The following is a 21,007-nucleotide window of genomic DNA, read 5'->3' as shown; positions in this document are numbered from 1 at the left end:
ACCTGGGGCGATGGCGCTGGCGTACCACGTCCACCTCGCCGGGCAGGGCTGGCAGCAGATCGGGCAACTGGTCCTGGCGTTCGTGCTCTCCTCCACGATCGGCCTCGAGCGGGAGATCCGGCAGAAGAGCGCGGGGCTGCGCACCCACACCCTGGTGGGCTTCGCCTCCGCCCTCATCATGCTGGTGTCGAAGTACGGCTTCAACGACGTCCTCGGGGAGAACGTCACTGTCGATCCGTCCCGGGTGGCGGCCCAGATCGTTTCTGGCATCGGCTTCATCGGCGCCGGTCTCATCTTCATCAGGCAGGACGCCGTCCGCGGGCTCACCACCGCCGCGACCATCTGGCTCACCGCCGCGGTGGGGATGGCGGCGGGCGCGGGGTTGTGGCTGCTGGCCGTGATCGTCACCGTGGGGCACTTCGTGGCGGTCTTCGTCCTCCCCCCGCTGTCCTCGCGGCTGCCGCGCTCCAAGTACGCCCCCTCACGGCTCCATCTCACGTACGTCGAGGGCCGTGGCGTGCTGCGCCGGGTGCTCGCGGAGTGCACGCGGCGGGGGTTCCGCGTGACCGAGTTGTCCATCGACCAGCGGGCCCGTGGGCAGGAGGACCGCGGACGGGCGACCGTCTCCCTCTCGCTCACCGTGCACGGTCCCGAGCCGATCTCCGAGTTGACGCCCGTGCTCGCGGAGATCGACGGTGTGCTCGCCGTGACCGGCCAGGACTCCGACTCGGCCATGCCCTGACGGCCGCCCGGACCCGGCTTGACCAGCGGTGGGCTCTGAATCGGGCCGGGCTCCGATCTGGGGGCAAACCCTGAATCGATCATCGGTTTTCCCGTGTCCGCGTCAGGGCACGTAGCGGCAATGATGCGCAACCTCGTGAAAGGCGCCGTCAGCGGCGTGCTCGCCACCGCGGCCATGAGTGCGGTGATGATCGCCGGAGACCGAGCCGGGCTGATGGGCGAGCAACCGCCGAAGCGCATAGCACGGGCGGCGCTCCCCGGCGCCAGGCACCGGCCGAAGCCGGGAGAGGGCGTGCTCGGCGCGGTCGCGCACTTCGCTTTCGGCGCCGCCTGCGGCGCGCTGTTCGCCGTGGTCGTCGACGGGCGCGAGCCCCGGCTGCCGCTGGGCCTGGTGTACGGCCTGGGGATCTGGGCCGTCAGCTACCAGGGATGGGTACCGGGCCTGAAGATCCTTCCCCCGATCCACCGCGACCGGCCGGACCGCCAGACGGTCATGGCCGTGGGGCACACGGTGTACGGCACCGTCCTCGTGCTCACCCTGAACCAGCTGTGCCGTGACGAACGGGTCCCGTCCGCGATCTGAGCCCCGTGCTTCCCCCTCCGCCGCTCGCCCATGCGCCATCCGAGGGCGCACGGACAGACCACACCACATGGGCCGTGAAGGTCCCGCTCAACGCTTGACCGGGGGGTTACGACGATGACCAGCGACGACCGTACGGAAAAGGACCGGCAGCTCGACGGCTACCGCGTGGACCAGCGGGACTCCGTCCTCACCACCGACCAGGGCATCCCGGTGGACGACACGGACAACTCCCTGAAGGTGGGCGAACGCGGCCCGACGGTGATGGAGGACTTCCACTTCCGGGAGAAGATCACCCACTTCGACCACGAGCGGATCCCCGAGCGGGTCGTCCACGCCCGCGGATCCGGCGCGTACGGCTTCTTCGAGCCCTACGACGACTCGCTGAGCTTGCTGACCCGGGCGGAGTTCCTGAGCACGCCCGGGCTGCGGACACCGGTCTTCGTCCGGTTCTCCACCGTCGCCGGATCCCGGGGGTCGGCCGACACGGTGCGGGACGTGCGCGGTTTCGCCACGAAGTTCTACACGCGGCAGGGCAACTTCGACCTGGTGGGCAACAACATCCCGGTGTTCTTCATCCAGGACGCGATCAAGTTCCCGGACTTCGTGCACGCGGTGAAGCCCGAGCCGCACAACGAGATCCCGCAGGCCTCGTCGGCCCACGCGACGCTCTGGGACTTCGTGCAACTGCAGCCGGAGACCACCCACATGATGATGTGGCTGATGTCCGACCGGGCGCTGCCCCGGAGCTTCCGCATGATGCAGGGCTTCGGCGTGCACACCTTCCGGCTGGTCAACGAGGAGGGCCTGGCCACCTTCGTGAAGTTCCACTGGACGCCCAAGCTCGGCAAGCACTCCCTCGTGTGGGACGAGACGCAGAAGATCGCCGGCAAGGATCCGGACTTCAACCGGCGGGACCTGTGGGAGTCCATCGAGCGCGGCGCCTACCCGGAGTGGGAGCTGGGCCTCCAACTCGTGGCGGAGGAGGACGAGCACGCGTTCGACTTCGACATCCTCGACGCGACCAAGATCATCCCAGAGGAGCAGGTGCCGCTGCGGCCCGTGGGGCGTCTCGTGCTCGATCGCAACCCCGACAACTTCTTCGCCGAGACCGAGCAGGCCGCGTTCCACCTCGGCAACGTCGTCCCCGGCATCGACTTCACCAACGATCCCCTGTTGCAGGGCCGCGCCTTCTCCTATCTCGACACACAGCTGATCAGGCTCGGCGGGCCCAACTTCCCGCAGATCCCGGTCAACCGGCCGATCGCGGAGGTGCACGACCACCACCGCGAGGGCTACCACCAGATGCTCATCCACAAGGGCCGGGCGGCGTACCACCCCAACTCCCTGGACGGCGGCTGGCCGGCGCCGGCGGCCGACAAGGGCTACACCCACTACCAGGAACGGGTCGAAGGGCACAAGATCCGCAAGCGGAGCGAAAGCTTCCGCGACCACTACAGCCAGGCGACCCTGTTCTGGAACAGCATGGCCGACTGGGAACGCGAGCACATCATCGCGGCGTTCCGCTTCGAGCTCGGCAAGGTGGACGCCCTTCACGTCCAGGAGGGCGTCGTCCGCAACCTGAACGAGGTGGACCACGACCTCGCCGTACAGGTCGCCGAGGGCATCGGCGTGGACGCGCCCGGCCCGCCCATCACCCCCAACCACGGCCGGAGCTCCCCCGCGCTGAGCATGGCGCATGAGCCGGCGGACACCATCGCCACCCGCAAGATCGCGTTTCTGGTGGCGGACGGCGTCGACGCCTCCCACGTTCACTCCGTCATGGCCGATCTGGTGGCCAGGGAGGCCTTCTGCGAGATCGTCGCCCCGCGCGGTGGCGCCGTGCGGGGGGTGAACGGCGAGCGGGTCCCGGTGACCACCGCGCTGCCCACCACGGCGTCCGTGCTGTTCGACGCCGTAATGGTGCCGGGCGGCGAGGAAAGCGTCCGAGCTCTCTCGCAGGACGGCGACGCGGTTCACTTCGTGACGGAGGCCTACAAGCACGGCAAGGCCATCGGTGCCCTGGGGGCGGGCACCAGGCTGCTGGAGGCCGCGCACGTCCCGCCCGGCTCCGAGCAGGGGGTCCTCGCCTCCTCGGACGTGGATCTGGAAGGGTTCCTCGCCTCGTTCGCGGCGGCCGTCGCCGCTCACCGATTCCACCGGCGTCCCATAGCGGCCGTACCCGCCTGATCAACCCGTACACGCCCGAGCAGGTCCGCGGCAGCGGCTACCGCGTGATTGACGGGCACGTGCGTCAGATGGGGCGGCAAGGCCGGCACCTCGGCCTACGACAGCCCCTTCGAGCACTGCGGCTGATCATGGACTGCTGGGCTGTGGTCCACGACAGCCCGCTGACCTGCTAGGCGTACGCTGAAATGGAAGTGCGACACGTCCCGGCCGGCCGCCGGTGGACGCTCAACCTCGTGGCCGGCAAGGAACATGACGGGGGTCATGTTCAGCCGAGGGAGATCCGTCATGTTGCTGACCACCATGCGCACCATCCCACTTCCGTCCGGCGAGGTGATCCCGGTCCTCGGACAGGGCACCTGGCACATGGCCGAGATCCCCGAATTCCGCGAGCAGGAGATCGCGGCCCTGCGCCTCGGCTTGGACCTGGACATGACGCTGGTCGACACCGCCGAGATGTACGCCGACGGCGCCACCGAAGTCCTCGTGGGCGAGGCGATCGCCGGGCGCAGGAACGAGGTCTTCCTGGTCAGCAAGGTTCTGCCGCACCACGCCACACGCGACGGCACGATCGCCGCCTGCCAGGGCAGCCTCCGCCGCCTGGGCACCGACCATCTCGATCTCTACCTGCTGCACTGGCGAGGGCCGGTCCCGCTGGAGGAGACGCTGGCGGGGTTCACCGAGCTCATGCACATGGGCCTGATCCGGCACTGGGGCGTGAGCAACTTCGACGAACCCGACATGCGTGAGCTGTCACAGCTCGCCGGCAGCGCGGGCGTCCAGACCGACCAGGTGCTCTACAACCTCATGAGGCGCGGCATCGAGTGGGACCTGCTGCCGTGGTGCCTGGAGTACCAGATCCCGATCATGTCCTATTCACCCATCGAGCAGGGCGAGCTGCTCAGCCATCCCGCGCTGCGCGGCGTCGCCGAGCGGCACGACGCGACACCGGCGCAGGTGGCGCTGGCCTGGGTGATCAGGCACAGGAACGTCAACGCCATCCCCAAGATGGCGACTCCCGGCCACGTCTACCAGAACCGGGCCGCGGTGGGCATCGACCTCTCCCCGAACGACCTGCACGTCCTGAACGTCGCCTTCCCCCCGCCTCTCCACAAGGTGCCCCTCGAGATGCACTGACCTTCAGCTCTCCCCGAGCCGGCGCAGCAACTCCTCGCGTCTGGCCTCCAGCGTCGCGGCCAGGCCTTCCTGCTCCTCGGCCATGGTGATCAGCGTGGACATCTCCGCCGAGTCGGTCGGGGCGATGGAGCGTTCTCCGACGGTCTCACGCAGTTCCCTGGCGTTCTCTCGCAGCCTGGCCAGATCCTCCTCCACCATGCGGAGTTCCTCGCGCAGCGCGGCCTCGTCCTGGGTCGCCATCATCGCCCGCCTCCTTCTGTTCCGGCCGTCACGCGGTTGAACCCGCCACGACTCGACATCATGCGTACCCTGGTCTCCCCTAAAACGCACAGGAGCCGCTCGATGACCGGGCATCGGATTCTCGTCGTCGACGACGACTCCGCGATCCTGTTCCCTGCGGCGCGACCTGCGACTGGCCGGCTTCACCGTGGAGACCACCGAATCCGGACGGCAGGCGCTGGAGCTGGCCGACAGCTCCGCACCCGACGCGATCGTCCTCGATGTGTCGATGCCCGGGTTGTCGGGGATCGAGGTGTGCGAGCGACAGGCGTGACGGCGGCGGTCGCCCGTACCGGGGAGGCGCTGGAGAGCGCACGCGCCTTCGCCGCCACCGCAGCGCACGAACTGCGGACCCCGCTCACCAGCATGGGCACCAACCTCACTGTGCTCGGCCATCCTGAGCTGGACTCCACGGGGGGAATCTACGAAATTCACCCACCCGGCACCCATTTGATCAGGGCACCCATGTGCCGCCCACCCTGGTAATGACCTCCTGCCGACGGGAGAAAGGGGCGAGCGCAACGAACACACGAAGCGAACCAGAGCAACGGCCTGGTGGGGAATCCACGAAATTCACCCACCCGGCACCCATTTGATCGGGGCACCCATCTGCCGCCCACCCTGAGTTGAATCCAGGCTCGACGGCAAGCTGGTGAACCCAGGCTCGGCGGCGAGGTCGTAAGACCAGCCTCGATGGTTAAGACGCGGACGAGACTCGACGGCTAGGCCGTGAGACCAGCCTTGACGGCAAAGCCATGAGACCACTCTCGACGGCAAAGCCGTGAGATTAACCTTGACGGCAAAGCCGTGAGACCACTGCCGACGGCAAAGCGTGAGACCACTGCCGACGGCAAAGCGTGAGACCACTCTCAACGGCAAAGCCGTGAGACCACTGCCGACGGCAAAGCGTGAGACCACTACCGACGGCAAAGCGTGAGACCACTGTCGACGGCTAGGCAGTGGGGCAGCCAGTCCGGCGGCGACTGTGGTCATCACGCTCACCCGTACGAATGGACCCAACGGCAGGGCGCGAAGAAATGATCCCGTCGATGGGTGAACGGCTCCGTGGGTCAGCCGGCGAACCTTCCTTCCTTCACCGCAGTGAGGAAATCGGTCCACTCGGTCGGGGAGAATCGGAGGAAGGCACCGGCGGGATTCTTGCTGTCTCGTACGGCTGTGCCGCTAGGAATTGATGCGACTTCCACGCAATCGCCGCCATTACCGCTGCTGTAGGAGGATTTGCGCCAGCGCATGTCTGTCAGGTCCATGTCTCTGCCACCTTTGCCATCAGCTCGATCGATTGCTTCGTCGGCAGCGCCTCCGCCCGCAGGGATTCCCAGAGGCGTTTCATGGTCGCCACGTCGGGAGAGTGCTCGACGACGTCGCCGCTGAGCGCGTTGTCCACATAGACGACCTCCCTTCCGCCGAAATCGGCGATGACGAAGGGCCCGGCCAGGCCAGAATAGGCACCGGCTTCCAGCGGCACAATCTGGATGACGACCTCGGGACGCCGGGCGGCGTCGAGCAGATGGACTACCTGGTCATGCATGACCTGAGGCCCGCCGACCGGCCGGCGCAGCACGCCCTCGTCGAGGACGACGACCAGCATCGGCCGGCTGTCGACGGCCAGGATGCGCTGCCGGGCCAGCCGCGCCTCCACCTGATCGTCGACGTCGAAAGGCCTGCCCGACGTGGCGATGACCTCTCGCGCGTACGGCTCGATCTGCAGCAGGCCGGGCACCAGGAGTGGCTGATAGGACAGCAATGACGTCGCGGCGCCTTCGATCTGCAGCCACTTTCCCAGCCACTCCGGTGGCATGCCACGGCACACCAGGTCGTCGGCCAGACGCGAGAGGATCCCTCGGGTCTCCAGAACGCGGTCGCAGCGCTCGGCGAAGTCGGGCTTCGGCACCCTGCGGCTGGTTTCGACCATCGCGACGAAGGACGGGGAGTAACCGACGATCTCGGTCGCGAGCTGGGCCTGGCTCATCCCGGCGGCCTCCCGCGCCTGCCGAAGCTCCCTGGCGAAGAACTCGAGCGGTGTCATGCGATTACCGTTCACGATCCCTCACAGACGTTCACGAGATGGATGCCGCATTCACATTTCGGCGGTGCGTGCGGCGCGTTAAGGCGGAGCCTACGACGCTGGTTATAAACGTGTGAAGGGTAGAGAAAAACTGTGGACAGACGGTCGTACGGCAGCACGGAAGATCCAGGTGTTTGGTATTTGCCATGCCACACCAATGTCCGAAATGCGGCCTCCAATGCGTTTGATGGGAGCTTCACCAAATACTGATGAAATCGACTATGCGACCTTCGGCCAGCGCTCGATGCGGAGGACGGGCGGCACTTCCGGTGCCGGCGACCGGCCCTCGGCGCCGCACCACTACGACCCGGTTCGATCAGCCAGAACCTCCCCTCCGGGATCGCCTGACAAGTTACGGAGCCTCGATGGACGAAAGGCCGGACGGCCTGCGTACCGTTTGCTGGGATCTGCCCAACGAACTGGCGGTAGTCGGCAAGACCCGGCGCCTGGTCAGGGACGTACTCATCGCGTGGACGCTGAGTGATCTCGCGGATGACGTGGCCCTGGTCGTGGGCGAGCTACTGGCGAACGCGATCAACTACGGTGCGCCCCCGATAAGGCTCTCTCTGTGGGCGGGGGCCGACGATCTTTGCCTTCGAATCACCGACCACGGGCCCGAGCTACCCCACCAGCTTCACCTCGGGCTCGAAGCCTGCCACGGGCGAGGACTGCCCATCGTGGAGGCCCTGACCGACGACTACGGCATCACCCCGTTCCGCGACACCCATGGCAAAACCGTCTGGGCCAGATGGTGCAGGAGCCCCATACGCACCCCGCCTGGCCATGCCATCGAAAAGGAGCACCGTTCGTAGGCGGGTTCGGCACCGGCATGATCGACCGCGTCCGTCACCCCCCGCGATCCGCGGGCCCGAGAAGTGTCGAGAGTTCGGGTCAACAGCCCCGGCGGCAAGGCCGAGGTGACCACCCTGATCTGCGGCTTCAGCCCAGTTTGGAGAACTTCGGCGGGCGCGGGATCGTGATGTCGGTGTCGATGTGGCACATCTTGGCGAGCCGGGTCGCGGTCGTCGCGATGCCGTTGGCGTAGTTCTGCGCCTCCGGGGAGTCGACGTTGGCACTCAGGTGACCTTCCACCGCCGTGAAACCGTAAGCCGCTCTCGGCGGCGGGGCGACCCCCTCATAACAGGCCTGCGAATGTCCTACCGATCGTCATCGAACATCACCGAGCGTACCGTCGCCTGGTGGGAAGGCGCATCAACACTCCATTGTCGTCGCCTCGCTAAATGGGTCATGCTTCGATGTGGATTTCGGTCGGTAACGTCGCTAAGATCCACATCAGGTTCTCGTCTGGTGGAGGAGAGTTTCAGTGTCTCGTCGATTCCTTGCCTTCTCGCGGCGCACTTGTGCGATTCTTTCTGCGGCCACTCTCATCCCGCTCACCCTCGCCCTCGGCCAGGGCACCGCGAACGCCGCGAAGTCGGATTGCCTTTCGAGCCCCGCCCGGCTGTGTATCTGGGATGGCGCCAATTACTCGGGAGCACGCTATGAGTACGGCGGGGACTGGTCGGGCTGTGTCAATATTCCGACGACATGGAACGACCGGGTCAGCTCGGTGTACAACCGGATGATACCGCCCGTGACGGTCTACGAGCACGCTAACTGCACCGGGGCCAATGCGTACTTCCGTTCGGGAATCTCCGCCAACCTCGGCAGCAACCTCAACAACAAGGTCACCTCCTTCTGGTTCGGGGATTAAGAAACATTCAAAAGCGACCAGTTGGCATATGCGCCGGGGGGATTCCTCCCGGCGCAACGCCTTCATTACCCGCTGGACCAGGATTTCGATGACGATGGCAGCGCCAAAGAGACGATCATCACCGAATACGAGCCCGTGATCGCGCGTCCCTAGCTAGTGGTGCCTCGCCTACGAGTTTCTACGCGCTACTGGAGGCGTCAGGCCTGGACGCGGGCTTCTACCTGGAGGCGTCAGGCCCGGACTCGCGCTTCTTCGCGCTACTGGAGGCGTCAGGCCTGGACGCGGGCTTCTCCGACCTCGCCCGTCGAGCTGTCACCACTGCGGGCGGGCAGCAAATGGGTACCCCGATCAAACGGGTGCCGGGTGGGCGAACCACCGACAATCCACAACCGAGCCGCTCATCGCTCGTGTCAGTTCCGCTGGAGCCGGCTATCACCCCGCCTCGCCCTTGAGACTGCTCACCTAACACCATGCCAACCAACGCGACACCTCACACCCTCACCAGTGAAGCCGACAGCTCCACCCTCGCCCCTGAGCTCGAGCCTTGCCCCTGAGTTCCATCCTCGGCCCTGAGCTCCACCCTCGCCCTTCGAGCTACTACCACTGCGGGTGGGCAGCAAATGGGTACCCCGATCAAACGGGTACCGAGTGGGCGAACCACCGAAAACCCACAACCGAGCCGTCCATTGCGTCCATTACCGCGGTGCGGTTGGGCGTGGTTCACGTCCGCGCGAAATCCCCGTGATTGCCCCACAGCGACGTGGGCAGATGAGGGCTGCCCTGGACGTGCCGGTCAGGGGGTTCGACCGTTGGACGAACTACCTCAAAACCGGTGAAGAGCGATGGGCAGCGGACTAAGGTGCTGGACGAACGATCAAACGAGGAGTGGCAATGAGCGAGTACGCGGTGACCTTCGATTTGGTCGACGCCGACAAGGACGGGCTCATCTCCGCCGAGGAGCTGCTGCGCCTCATGGAGGTGCTCGGCCAGCCGGTGTCGGAAGAAGCCGCCCAGATCGCGGTCCAGAAGCTGGACATGGACGGCGATGGGCGAATCTCCCTGGAGGAGTTCTCGTCCTACTTGGCCTCGACCCGCTAGCCGCGTGCCAGGAGGAGGCGCTGCCGAATAAAGGAGCGCCTCCTACTAACCCTCTGTCCAATACGTCACAATGGACGGACTCCGACGGGAGGGTGAATTGGCGATCACGTCAGACAACGAGCTCTGGGCCGCCGTTCCGGCCGGTGTGGCCACACTTCTCCGCCCCGCGATCGGTGACCTCGCCGATCAGATGATCAGCGAGATCCAGCAACGGGTGCCTGAGTACGCCCGCCCGTCCGACGAGATCTACATCAAGGTGCTGCGCCTGGCCGTCGACGAGGCGCTCCAGCGGTTCCTCAGCCGCATCGAGCGGCCCCACGAGCCCTGGGACCCCGAGGTGTTCCGCGCGATCGGCCGTGGCGAGGCCGCCGAAGGCCGCAACCTCGAACCCTTCCAGACCGCCATGCGCCTCGGCGCCCGCGTCGCGTGGCACCGCCTGACCGAACAGGCCGAACGGCTCACGCTCGATCCGAGGACACTGTACGACCTGGGCGAAGCCATCTTCGTCTTCCTCGACCAGCTCGCCGACGCGGCGACCGACGGCTTCAACGAGGCCCGCGCCAACGCGGCGGGCGAGATGGAACGCCGCCGTCACCGCCTGCTCGACCTGCTGCTCTCCCAGCCACCCGCCTCCCCCGAGGCCATCGGCGACCTGGCCAAGGCCGCCGGCTGGCGACCGCCCAGGACCGTCGCCGGCGTGGCGCTGGAGGAACGCGGCGGCTACCGCGCGCCGTCCCTGGCCCCCGATGTGCTGGTCGGGCTGGAGCGAAGGCATCCGTGCCTGATCGTCCCCGACCCGATGGGGCCAGGCCAGGCACAGATGCTCGACACCGGCCTGCGCGGCTGGCGTGCCGCCATCGGACCAGCCGTACCGCTGTTCGACGCCGCCACGTCGCTGCGGTGGGCCAGGGAGGCGCTCGAGCTCGTCAAGCGGGGCGTACTCAGCGAGGGCAAGGGCGTGCTGCGCTGCTCGGACCACATGGCCACGCTGGTCGTCTTCAAGGACGAGGAGCTGGTGAGGGCGCTGTCGGAGGTACGGCTGGCGCCCCTCGCGCACCTGCGGGCCAGCCAGCAGGACCGGCTGGCGGAAACGCTGCTGGCATGGCTCCGGCACGGGCGCGGCGCCGGGGAGGTCGCCGCCCGGCTTCACGTCCACCCGCAGACCGTGCGGTACCGGCTGCGGCAGCTCGAGGAGCTCTACGGGGACCAGCTCGCCGACCCCGACATCCGCTTCGAACTGGAGATCGTGCTCCGCGCCCGCCAGGCGTTGAGCCGCTGACCTGCTGAAACCCACTGAGCTGCTGAGAGTCCCACGTCGGCCCGTCAGCTCCTGAAGAGACGGATGGCGTCCTCACCGACCCGCTCGCGTAGTGCGTAGTCCTCGATGCCGAGGTCCTCCGCCGGGGCGAGACCCAGCACGCCCACCTTGCCGATGTGCTGGTTGAGCTGCACGGCTCGCGCGGCGTCGCCCGTACGGTCCAGCGGGTACACCGAGGACAGGGCGGGCTGCAGCATGCCGAGCGAGAACAGCCGGTTGACCTCGTGGCACTCCTGGTAGTTCGCCCCGTGTGAGCCGATGATCCGCTTGAGCTTCATCCACAGGTGACGGTTGTCGTACTCGTGCGCGTACCCGCTGGAAGACCCGCAGGTGACGACCGAACCGCCCTTGCGGGCCACGTACACCGAGGCGCCGAACGTCTCGCGGCCGGTGTGCTCGAAGACGATGTGCGGGTCCTCGCCGACCAGGCGCCTGACCTCGGCGCCCAGCCTGCGCCACGCCTTCTCGTCGTTCAGGTGCTCGAAGGCCGACCGGTCCACGACATACGGGCACCCCAGCCGGTGCAGCAGTTCGGCCTTCCGCTCGGAGCTCACCACGCCCACCGGAATGCCTCCGCCGTTCTTGACCAGCTGCACGCCGTACGCCCCGAGACCGCCCGTGGCGCCCCAGATGAGCACCACGTCGCCCTGCTTCATGCACGATCCCCGCGAGCCCACGAGCATCCGGTAGGCGGTGGAGGCGCACAGCATGTTGCAGGCGGCCTCCTCCCAGCTCAGATGCCTAGGTTTCGGCAGAAGCTGGGTGGCCTTGACGACGGCGAACTCGGCCAGGCCTCCGAAGTTGGTCTCGAAACCCCAGGCGCGCAGGTCGGTGGCGAGCATGCCGTCGTGCTGCACGATGGGATCCTGGTCGTCGATGTAGGCGGTCGAGACGACGACGCGGTCCCCCGCCCTCCAGTGCCGCACGGTCGCCCCCGTCCGCACGATCACCCCGGAGCAGTCCGAGCCCAGCACGTGCCGCGGCAGGTTGTGACGCGCGCCCCAGTACCCCTGCCTGCCGAGGCGTTCAAGGAAGGCGAACGTCGGGATCGGCTCGAACATGGCCGACCAGACGGTGTTGTAGTTGACGGCGCTCGCCATCACGGCCACGAGCACCTCGTCGGGCGCGAGCTCCGGCATCGGGACCTCGCCCACGTGGATGGAACGCCGGACGTCCTTGTCGACACCGTCGGTGCCGTGGGGTAGCGGGCCGAACATGCCCACTTCGTCCTTGAGCGTGTGCGCGGCCCGGTAGGTGGTGGGCACCTCCAGCCGCAGGAGCTCATCTGGTTCGGCGCCGTCGACGGCGGCCTGGGCCAGGCTCAAAGCAGTCCTCCCAAGTGAGCAGCGACCAGATCGATGTACGGCGGGTCGAGCAGGTTGAGGTGGTGGGAGCCGGGGATCGTGACGATCTCCAACCCGGGGCTGTATGGCGCGAAGCCGCGCGAGGGGTCGGTTGGATGGTCGTAGCGGGCGTCCTCCACCGCCCAGGGGGTCGGCTCGGTGGTGCGGTAGAGCACCACCCGGCCTTCGTAGGTCCCCGGCCGGTAGCTCTCGATGGCTCGCGTGTCCTCGTGCGAAGTGATCTGGTGTCTGAGGATGGCCGGGCTGAGCTCGGCGAGCACGCCGGACCCGGCCACCCGTTCCTCCACCAGCGCGAGCTGGGCGGCGTCGTCCAGGCCCGCCAGCTCTTCGTACGTAAGGGCCACCTGAACGCCGTAGGTCTCGGTCAGGTACCGGGCGAAGTCCGCGTAGCGCAGGGCCTGGATCTCCCTGCGTTCGGCGTCGGGCGGCCGTACGGGAAGCCCGGAGTCCAGCATCGCGACCATCTCCACCTGGTCGGCGCCGAGTTGCCGGGCGATCTCGAAGGCGAGGATCCCGCCGAACGACCATCCGCCCAGTCGATAGGGCCCTTCGGGCTGGACGGCACGGACCGCCTCCACGTAGCGCGCGGCACGGCCGGGCACGCCGAGCTCGGCCCCGAGGCGACCCACGTCGTCGAGCCGTTCCAGCCCGTACACCGGCAGATCCTGGCCGAGCAGGTCAACGAGCAGGGAGTACACCTCCGTCGTCCCACCGGCCGGATGCGCGAGGAACAACGCCCCAGCCGTCTGACCGCCACGAGCAGCGGCACTCAGCGGCCGTACGGTCCGACGGTCCACCTCGTGCAGAGATGGCCGAACGATCCCCTGGTCCGCCTCGTTGGCCTCGATGGTCCTCACCGGGTCCGTAGGGCCTTCCGCGACGGTGGCCTTCGTCTCCTCGATGCCGAGCCGGACGGCAACGGTGACCGCGAGGTCGCCTAAGGTTCCACCACGCAGGACCGCCGCCGCCGGTAGGACGACCGCGAAATCCTGGTCGATGACGCCCCGCAGCCGGGTCGCCGCGAGCGAGTCCATCCCGGCTTCGGCCAGCACCGTCTCCGCGGCCGGCCAGGAAGGCCCCAGGCCGAGCACGGCGGCCGCCCTCTCCCTGAGACGGTCGGTGATCAGCCTCAGTGCCTCCTCGGGCCTGGACGCCAGGACCGCGTCGAGGCTCCAGCCAGGGTCCGGCCCGGGCGCACCGGCGAGCGCCGTGAAGAACGGGATACGGGTGATCTCAGGGAAGAACGCGACCGCTTGGCCGATGTCCAGCCGTATGACACCGGTCGCCGTACGGTTCCAGCGCAGCAACGCCTCAAGTGCCTCGACGCCCTCGGCGGGAGTGATGGGGTGGACGGCCGGCATCGCCGCCCGGCCCGCGCCGCCTACGTCGGCCCAGATACCCCAGTTGACGGTGGTGGCCGGGAGGCCGAGGGCGCGCCGTTCGCCGGCCAGCGCGTCGAGCCAGGCGTTGGCGGCCGCGTACGCGCCCTGTCCGGGCGAGCCGAGCAGGCTCGCCGCCGAGGAGAAGGCCACCCACCAGTCGAGATCGGCGTCCCGCGTGGCTTCGTGCAGCCGCAGGCCGCCATGGACCTTGGCGGACCATACCTGGTGCAGGTCGTCGGCGCCCATGTCCACGACCACCCGGTCGTTAAGCGTCCCGGCCGCGTGGACCACCCCGCGCAGCCGTACCCCGCCGGTCGTCACGGCATCGACCAGCCGTTCCGCGACGCCCGGCATCGCCAGGTCACCGGTGACGACCTCGACTTCGGTGCCCTGGTCGCGGATGGCGGAGATGATCGCGGCGCTCTCCGCGGTGGGACCGGAACGGCCGCTCACCACGACCCGCCCGGCACCCCGGTCGGCCAGCCACCGCGCGACCACGAGACCCAGCCCCCCGTACCCGCCACTGATCAGATACCCCCCGCCCTTCCGGACGACGGGACGCGCACGACCTGCCGCAGGAGACCTACCTGACACCGCGGGTGTACCCCCCGCGCCGGGTGAGTCGGCCACTGCGGATGCGCGCCCCACGCTGGAAGAGTCCGCCACCGGGAAAGTACGCCCCGCGCCGGGTGGGGCCACGGTCACCAGCCGGGCCGCGTACCGTTCTCCGTCGCGCCAGGCCACCTCGTCGTCTGGGGCGCCGGCCACGAGCTCGCGGACGAGGCGGGCGGGGTCGTCGACGTCGACGAGCGTCGCGCGCAGGGCCGGGTGCTCGAAGGCCAGTACCCGTACCAGCCCGCGCAGTGACGCCGGTCCGGGGTCTCCCCGCTCCCCTTCCCGTACGGCCTGCGCGCGCTCGGTGAGCAGCCACAGCCGGGAGGAGGTCCCCGCCAGCTCCCTTACGATCCCGGAGACGGTGAGGAGGAACCGTTCCGTCGCCGCCGGGTCGAGCTCTCGCGGGACCACGAGCACCACACCCTCGAACACGCCTCCGCGCCGTCCCTGGGATCCATCCGGCTTCTCGGGGGCGGGGCGCTGGGCGGGGATCACGAGGGAGGACGGGGCGAACCAGACTCCGACGTCGGTGAACGAGGCGCGCGCGACCCAGTGACCGGAAGCCACCAGGCCTTCGGACAGGAGCCTCTCCCGGGAATCCCCCTCACCCGCCACGATCAGCCACCCGCACGCCCCCGCACCTCGCTCCCCTGACGGAGCGTGGTCCGCCCCGATTCGCTCCCGCGACGGGGCGCTGTTCACCCCGCCTCGCTCCCGCGACGGGGTGCCGTCCGCGAGCGCGGTGCCGAGCCCGCGTTCCGGGGGCAGAGGTGCTCGGTGCCATGCTCTCTCGACCAGCTTCCCGGCGAGGGGCACGGGCACGGCCGAAGGCGGAGCCGCCCGGGTGGTGATGGCGCCGACCGTTCCGTCCGCACTCAGCCGATCGAGGCGTACCGCATCCCGGAGCAGCCCGGCCAGCCTGCCCAGACCGCACCCAGTACCGGCCCCCGCGCCCACGCCCGTGACGTCTGTGCCGGTCACCAGGGCGCCGCCGTATTTGATCCAGCTTCCCGCGGCGTTCCTCGCGTGGATCTCGACGCGGGCATGGTCGACGTCCAGCGGGGTCAAGGTGGTCGTGACGGTGGCAGGCAGTGGGAGCATCGCGTCGAGTGTCACCTCGGAGAGGTCGACCGTGCCGAACACTTCCTGGCCGGCCGCGCGAGCGAGACCGGCGACCACGACGAGCGGCAACACCGGCAGGCCGCCGATCAGCCGGTCATCCGCCTCCAGCCCCCACGGGGCGTCGCCGAGGTCGTCCAGCGTGACGGTCCAGAGGTGCCCGGTAGGGCCTTCCGCATGGACACCGAGCAGCGGACGGCCGGCGACCGAGGGTCGCCGCGCGGCGACCCAGTGGCGCTCGCGCCGCCACGCGGGCAGCGGCACATCCACGACCTCTGGAGACACCCTCTCCCGAGCCAGAGACAGCGGCACATCGACCACCTCCCCTGGCGGAGAGACCCTCTCCGCACCCAGGGGCGGCGGCACATCGACCACCTCCCCGGGCGGAGAGGCCCTCTCCTGGGACAGGGGCAGCGCCACGGCGGTCCGGGTCAGGTTCGAGTAGAACTCCGCGTCGCTGGAGCGGCGGAGTGAATGGGTGATCGTCGTCCCGGGCGGCAGGGTCTCGCTCAGCGCGGAGACGAGCAGTGGATGTGGGCTGATCTCGGTGAAGACGGCGTACCCGTCGGCGGCGGCGGCCTCGACCGCGCCCAGCAGGCGTACCGGGCGGCGGACCCCGGCCGCCCAGTAGGGCGCCTCGAAGGTCGGGACCTCGCGCGGATCGTCGAACACCGTCGAGTAGAACGGGATCCGGGGCTTGCCTCCCGCGACCTCGGCCAAGGCGGCGCGCAGCTTCGGTAGAAGGGGTTTGACCTGCGGCGAGTGCCCGGCTCCTTCGGCGGTGAGCATGCGTGAGAGCAGGCCACGAGCCTCCACCTCGGCGGCGAGCTCGGCCACCTTGCGGGGGTCCCCGGTGACCACGGTCTGGCGAGGCGCCGAGTACACGGCGACGTGCAGGTCCGGTGGCACCTCCGACGCGGGCAGTCCGAGGACCGCCATCGCGCCGCCGCCCTGCAGCGTGCCGAGGAGCGACGCGCGGCGGCAGATCACGCGCACGCCGTCCTGGAGCGAGAGCCCTCCGGCCACGACCGCGGCGGCGACCTCGCCCATGGAATGGCCGACGACCGCCGCAGGGGTCACCCCGTAGGCGGCCCAGAGCCGCGCCAGGGCGATCTGCGTCGCGAAGATCATCGGCTGTACGACGGCGACGCCCGTGGCCCCGTCGCGCAACACCTCCCTGAGGGAGAACCCGGCCTCCGCGCGAATCAGCGGTTCCAGCCGGTCGACGGCCGCGGCGAAGGCGGGCTCGCCCGCCGCAAGGCTCGTGCCCATGCCGGGCCACTGCGAGCCGTACCCGCTGAACACCCACACCGGCCCGGACATACCATCCGCCGCCACGCCCGTAGCGGCCCACGCACCGCGGAGGTCACCGCCGGGCAGACCACCAGCCCGCGAACCACCCGAGTCACCACCGGCCAGGCCGGCAACCCCCGAACCACCCAAGTCACCACCGGCTAGGCCGGCAACCCCCGAACCACCCAATTCACCACCGGCCAGGCCGTTTCCCACGGCTCTGAGGGCGGTCGTGAGGTGCGTGCGGTCCGTCGCTACGACGGCGGCGCGGGACCGGCCGCGGCCCGTGCGCCGCCGTAACGTCTCGGCCATGGCGGCGAGCCGGGCCGGTTCCTCCCGGTGGTGGGCTCCGCCGGAGCCGTCGACGGCGGGCTGATGCTCCAGGTCCAGGTCGGTCTCGCCTTCGGCCGGGGTGAGGCCGGAGGTCTCGACCCAGTCGGCCAGCCTGTGGGCGTACTCCCTGACCCGGTCGGCGGACCGGTCGGAGAGGAGGAACACCTGCCGCGCCGGCGCCTCGGCGTCGCTGGGGGCCTGGCGTGGCCGCCCGGAGGGGACATGCTGTTCCAGGACGACGTGCGCGTTGGTGCCGCCGAACCCGAAGGACGACACCCCGGCCCGGGCGGCCCGCGCCCGCGCGGGCCAGGGCGTCGGCTCGGTCGCCACCTCCAGGTGGTCCCAGGGAATGTGCGGGCTCGGCTCCTCGAAGTGGACGCTGGGCGGGATCACGCCGTGGTGCAGCGCGAGCACCGTCTTGATCAGACCGGTCACCCCGGCCGCGGCCTCCAGATGACCGAGGTTGCTCTTGACCGAGCCGATCAGCAACGGCGTCGAACGGCCGTCGCACAGTGACGCCGCGAGGGCACGTGCCTCGATCGGATCGCCCAGCAAGGTCCCCGTGCCGTGGGCCTCGACGTAGTCGGGTCCGCCGTCGAGCCCGGAGTAGGCCGTGCGGAGCAGCCGCTCCTGGGCCTCGGGGTTCGGGGCGACGAGCCCGTTGGACCGGCCGTCCTGGTTGACGGCGGTCTCGCGGATCACGGCGAGCACACGGTCACCGTCGCGCTCGGCGTCGCCGAGCCGCTTCAGCACGACGACGCCACAGCCCTCGGCCCTGACCATGCCGTCGGCAGAGGCGTCGAACGCCTTGCACCGCCCGTCGGGCGCGGTGCCGCCGGCCTGGTCGAACGCCATGGTGACGAACGGCGACAGCAGCAGGTTCACGCCTGCGGCGAGCGCGAGGTCCGTCTCCCCCGTGCGAAGGCTGCGCACGGCGAGGTGGGCGGCGACCAGGGAGGACGAGCAGGCCGTGTCCACCGACATGCTCGGCCCACGCAGGTCGAGGAGGTAGGAGAGCCGGTTGGCGGCGATGCTGAGCGCGGCTCCGGTCGCCGTCCAGGCCTCGACTCCAGCGGGGTCGGCGGTGGTCAGGTAGGCGTACTCGTTGCCGGAGATCCCGACAAAGGCTCCCGTGCGGCTGCCGCGCAGCGAGATCGGGGCGATGCCGGCGTGCTCCAGCGCCTCCCAGGCCGTCTCCAGCAGGATCCGCTGCTGGGGGTCCATGGTCTCGGCCTCGCGAGGAGCGATGCCGAAGAACTCCGCGTCGAACCCGGCGATGTCGCCGAGGAAGCCGCCGTACCTGGTCGTCCGGGCGAGCACGTCGGCGGTCTTCGGCGATCCGTCGTCGAAGGCGTCCCACCGGCCGTCCGGCACCTCGCCGACGGCGTCCCCTCCGTCCAGGAGGAACCGCCAGAACGCGGCCGGGCCCTCGATGCCGCCGGGCAGGCGGCAGCCGAGCCCCACGATCGCGATCGGCTCAGGAAGGCTCTCCGTACCTGCGGCGAAGGTCGTGGCGTCCTCGGCCGTGATCTGCTCTCCGGGGCCGGATGGCAGGGACTCGGGAGTCAGCCCGCGTGCGAGACGATTGATCGTGGGGTACTCCCAGACGAGCGTCGCGGTCAGCGTGCGGCCGAGCAGGTGTTCCAGCTCGCCCGCTATCGCGACGGCGTCCCGCGAGGCCAGCCCGAACTCCTCCAGCGGACGATCCGGATCGATCTCGGCCCGGCGTACCTGGCAGCGGGCGGCGATCCGCTCGGTCAGGAATCGGCGGATGTCATCTTCACCGAACAGGTCCACGACGTCTCCAACCGGACGAGTGAGCGGCCAACCTAGCCGATCACCTCGTGCGAAAAGGAGCCACGCCGCACCACATTCCGCCGACCCGTTTTGTCACACCAGCACTAATACGCCACACCCCCGCGAAAGCCACCAAAAACCGGGAACCGGGTGCCCGCGTGCCGCCAAGTACGGGATGACGCATCGAAACCCAGGAGAGGACCGCATGTGGTGAGCGCCCAGGCACTGCTCGACGGCGCCACGCTGGACGACTCCATCGTGATCACACGATCACGGGAGCAGCCGGAACTGTTCGCGGTGGTGTTCGACCGGCATGCCGACGAGATGTTCCGGTACACCGCCCGGCGCCTCGGAGCCGAGGTCGCCGAGGACGCGGTGGCGGAGGTGTTCCTGGTCGCGTTCCGCGCCCGGACGCGCTACGACCCTTCGCGTCCCGACGCCAGGCCCTGGTTGTACGGCATCGCGACCAACGTGGTGTCGCAGCACCGCAGGGCCGAGCGGCGCCGTACCCAGGCCATGGCCAAGGTCCCGGCCGACCGGCCTGGTTCGTTCGACGACAGGAGCGTGGAGCGCGTCACCGCCGAGCAGCTTCAGCCGCGGCTCGCGCGGGCGCTGTCAACGCTGTCGGCGCGCGAGCGCGACCTCCTGCTGCTCGTGGCGTGGACCGACCTGACCTACGAGGACGTCGCCGAGGCACTCAGGATCCCCGTCGGCACGGTCCGCTCACGCCTGCACCGCGTCCGCGCGAAACTTCGCCGGGCGCTCGGCGGCATCGACCCCTTCGCTTTGGAGCCCCAGCATGGATGACGAGATCGAGTTGTTCTCCACCGGCCGCCCAGCCGCTCCGCCGTACCCTCCGGGCGCGCGCGAAGCGGCCCGTCGCCGCCTGCTCAACGCGGCGGCGGGCCGCCGCCGGCTTCTGTGGCCGCGGCCCGGTTGGCAGGCCGTGGGGGCATTCGGGCTGACCCTGGCCCTGGTGGGCGGACTCGGGGTGGCCCTGTCCTCCGGATCCGCTCCTGTCGCGGTGCCGGGGGCCACCACTACCGAGTCGGTCTCCGTGGCGGCGCCGCCGCGGGAGTTCGCCGACCTCGACCCGAAGCCGGGCCAGTTCCTGCTGGTGGAGTCGGAGACGATGTCCAGAGCCGAATCCTTGGACCAGGGGAAGCAGACCCGCTACCTGAACCGGACCGAGCGCAAGTTCTGGAAGCCGGTCGACGGTAACGGGAAGGGCCTGCTCTGGATAGCCGGGCTGAAGCCCAAGCCGTTCCCCGGTTCGACGCTGCCGGAGAATGCGGAGAGCTGGCAGGGCGGAGGCTGGAACGAGGTCGACGGCCACTGCCCCGGATCGCCCGACGACACGCGCACCGACTACGTCCACCTGAGCACGCTGCCCTCCGACCAGGCCGGGATGCGCGAGTTCATCTACAAGCAGCCTCGGGGTGGCAAGCAGCCTCGGGGTGACAACGGGTCCGACGTGGGAGCCTTCACCGCCGTCGGCGACCTGCTGTGGGAGAACTACCTGCCGCGCGCCCAGCGGCAGGCGATGTTCGAGGCGGCCAAGACCATCCCCGGGGTGGAGGTGGCCGAGGGGGTCCAGGACTCCGCGGGGCGCGAGGGCGTGGCGCTCGGAAAGGTGAGGAACGGCGTGCTGGAGCAGTTGATCTTCGACCCGGATTCGTATCTGTTCCTCGGGGAGCGTGGCACGGTGGTGGACGAGAGGGCCGGGGGCGCCCCGGTGGGCAGCGTCGTCGCCCTGACGGCGCAGTTGAGGATCTCGGTCACCGACCGGCTGCCCCAGGCGGAGAACGTCGCGGAGGACGCTAGTTGCGACCAGTCACAACCGGCCACGCCGCTCCCCACGGGAACCGGCGACGACCTCACGAAGCCGTCCGCCGACCCGTCGAAGACCCCGCCCCCGCCCGTCGACTAGTGCGAGGGAGGTGACCTGCGGCTCGCGGAGGTTT

The 21,007-nt window shown here is 69.3% G+C and carries 18 protein-coding genes; 12 read left to right on the top strand and 6 right to left on the bottom strand.

Annotated elements, in window-relative coordinates:
- Window positions 1–10: 10 nt before the first annotated feature.
- The 4 genes from ABD810_RS15960 to ABD810_RS15945 all read left to right on the top strand — a co-directional run bounded on the left by ABD810_RS15960 (window position 11) and on the right by ABD810_RS15945 (window position 4,645).
- Window positions 11–742, top strand: a complete 732-nt coding sequence (locus tag ABD810_RS15960; protein ID WP_344939772.1) for an MgtC/SapB family protein — start codon at window positions 11–13, stop codon at window positions 740–742.
- Window positions 743–877: 135 nt separating this feature from the next.
- Window positions 878–1,324 carry a DUF6789 family protein gene (locus ABD810_RS15955; RefSeq protein ID WP_344939770.1) on the top strand — a complete coding sequence of 149 codons (447 nt, stop codon included), beginning with the start codon at window positions 878–880 and terminating at the stop codon, window positions 1,322–1,324.
- Window positions 1,325–1,438: 114 nt separating this feature from the next.
- Window positions 1,439–3,511, top strand: coding sequence for a catalase (locus ABD810_RS15950; protein ID WP_344939768.1), 2,073 nt, complete (start codon window positions 1,439–1,441; stop codon window positions 3,509–3,511).
- A 285-nt stretch (window positions 3,512–3,796) separates the two neighbouring features.
- Window positions 3,797–4,645, top strand: a complete 849-nt coding sequence (locus ABD810_RS15945) for an aldo/keto reductase (RefSeq protein WP_344939766.1) — start codon at window positions 3,797–3,799, stop codon at window positions 4,643–4,645.
- 3 nt (window positions 4,646–4,648) lie between these two features.
- Here the strand turns inward: ABD810_RS15945 and ABD810_RS15940 are convergent, their stop codons facing one another.
- Window positions 4,649–4,888, bottom strand: a complete 240-nt coding sequence (locus tag ABD810_RS15940) for a hypothetical protein (RefSeq protein ID WP_344939763.1) — start codon at window positions 4,886–4,888, stop codon at window positions 4,649–4,651.
- 184 nt (window positions 4,889–5,072) lie between these two features.
- On the opposite strand from ABD810_RS15940, the gene ABD810_RS15935 reads away from it, so the two are divergent.
- Both ABD810_RS15935 and ABD810_RS15930 read left to right on the top strand, forming a co-directional pair.
- Complete coding sequence (locus ABD810_RS15935) at window positions 5,073–5,198, top strand: response regulator (RefSeq protein WP_344939761.1); 126 nt, start codon at window positions 5,073–5,075, stop codon at window positions 5,196–5,198.
- Complete coding sequence (locus ABD810_RS15930; protein WP_344939759.1) at window positions 5,180–5,410, top strand: histidine kinase dimerization/phospho-acceptor domain-containing protein; 231 nt, start codon at window positions 5,180–5,182, stop codon at window positions 5,408–5,410. Before ABD810_RS15935 ends, ABD810_RS15930 begins: the two co-directional genes overlap by 19 nt.
- A 584-nt stretch (window positions 5,411–5,994) precedes the next feature.
- On the opposite strand, the gene ABD810_RS15925 is transcribed toward ABD810_RS15930, so the two are convergent.
- Window positions 5,995–6,192, bottom strand: a complete 198-nt coding sequence (locus tag ABD810_RS15925; protein ID WP_344939757.1) for a DUF397 domain-containing protein — start codon at window positions 6,190–6,192, stop codon at window positions 5,995–5,997.
- Complete coding sequence (locus tag ABD810_RS15920; protein WP_344939755.1) at window positions 6,183–6,971, bottom strand: helix-turn-helix domain-containing protein; 789 nt, start codon at window positions 6,969–6,971, stop codon at window positions 6,183–6,185. The genes ABD810_RS15925 and ABD810_RS15920 overlap by 10 nt, the downstream gene beginning before the upstream one ends.
- Before the next feature lie 404 nt (window positions 6,972–7,375).
- Between ABD810_RS15920 and ABD810_RS15915 the strand changes: the two genes are divergently transcribed.
- Window positions 7,376–7,822: an ATP-binding protein gene (locus ABD810_RS15915; RefSeq protein WP_344939752.1), complete on the top strand. Its 447-nt coding sequence runs from the start codon at window positions 7,376–7,378 to the stop codon at window positions 7,820–7,822.
- 127 nt (window positions 7,823–7,949) lie between these two features.
- Here the strand turns inward: ABD810_RS15915 and ABD810_RS15910 are convergent, their stop codons facing one another.
- A complete protein-coding gene (locus ABD810_RS15910; RefSeq protein WP_344939750.1) occupies window positions 7,950–8,102 on the bottom strand; it encodes a hypothetical protein in 153 nt (50 codons plus the stop codon).
- 232 nt (window positions 8,103–8,334) lie between these two features.
- Between ABD810_RS15910 and ABD810_RS15905 the strand changes: the two genes are divergently transcribed.
- From ABD810_RS15905 to ABD810_RS15895, 3 genes are all read left to right on the top strand, one after another.
- Complete coding sequence (locus tag ABD810_RS15905; protein WP_344939748.1) at window positions 8,335–8,724, top strand: peptidase inhibitor family I36 protein; 390 nt, start codon at window positions 8,335–8,337, stop codon at window positions 8,722–8,724.
- Between the two features lie 891 nt (window positions 8,725–9,615).
- On the top strand, window positions 9,616–9,822 hold the full coding sequence (locus ABD810_RS15900) for an EF-hand domain-containing protein (protein WP_344939746.1): 207 nt from the start codon (window positions 9,616–9,618) through the stop codon (window positions 9,820–9,822).
- 97 nt (window positions 9,823–9,919) lie between these two features.
- On the top strand, window positions 9,920–11,101 hold the full coding sequence (locus ABD810_RS15895) for a PucR family transcriptional regulator (protein WP_344939744.1): 1,182 nt from the start codon (window positions 9,920–9,922) through the stop codon (window positions 11,099–11,101).
- A 44-nt stretch (window positions 11,102–11,145) separates the two neighbouring features.
- Here the strand turns inward: ABD810_RS15895 and ccrA are convergent, their stop codons facing one another.
- Both ccrA and ABD810_RS15885 read right to left on the bottom strand, forming a co-directional pair.
- A complete protein-coding gene (gene ccrA / locus ABD810_RS15890) occupies window positions 11,146–12,465 on the bottom strand; it encodes a crotonyl-CoA carboxylase/reductase (RefSeq protein WP_344939742.1) in 1,320 nt (439 codons plus the stop codon).
- Window positions 12,462–19,043 (bottom strand): SDR family NAD(P)-dependent oxidoreductase, encoded by a 6,582-nt coding sequence (locus tag ABD810_RS15885; protein ID WP_344939740.1) that lies wholly within the window; start codon window positions 19,041–19,043, stop codon window positions 12,462–12,464. The genes ccrA and ABD810_RS15885 overlap by 4 nt, the downstream gene beginning before the upstream one ends.
- 210 nt (window positions 19,044–19,253) lie before the next feature.
- On the opposite strand from ABD810_RS15885, the gene ABD810_RS15880 reads away from it, so the two are divergent.
- Entirely contained in the window at window positions 19,254–19,850 is a 597-nt protein-coding gene (locus ABD810_RS15880) for an RNA polymerase sigma factor (protein ID WP_344939738.1), read from the top strand.
- Window positions 19,843–20,973 (top strand): CU044_5270 family protein, encoded by a 1,131-nt coding sequence (locus ABD810_RS15875; RefSeq protein WP_344939736.1) that lies wholly within the window; start codon window positions 19,843–19,845, stop codon window positions 20,971–20,973. Before ABD810_RS15880 ends, ABD810_RS15875 begins: the two co-directional genes overlap by 8 nt.
- The last annotated feature ends 34 nt before the right edge of the window (window positions 20,974–21,007 follow it).

Origin of the sequence: Sphaerisporangium flaviroseum (assembly GCF_039537005.1) — a bacterium.
In the GTDB taxonomy this organism is placed as follows: Bacteria; Actinomycetota; Actinomycetes; order Streptosporangiales; family Streptosporangiaceae; genus Sphaerisporangium; species Sphaerisporangium flaviroseum.
The sequence above is the reverse complement of the archived record's forward strand: the minus strand, read 5'-3'. Positions and strand labels throughout refer to the sequence as shown.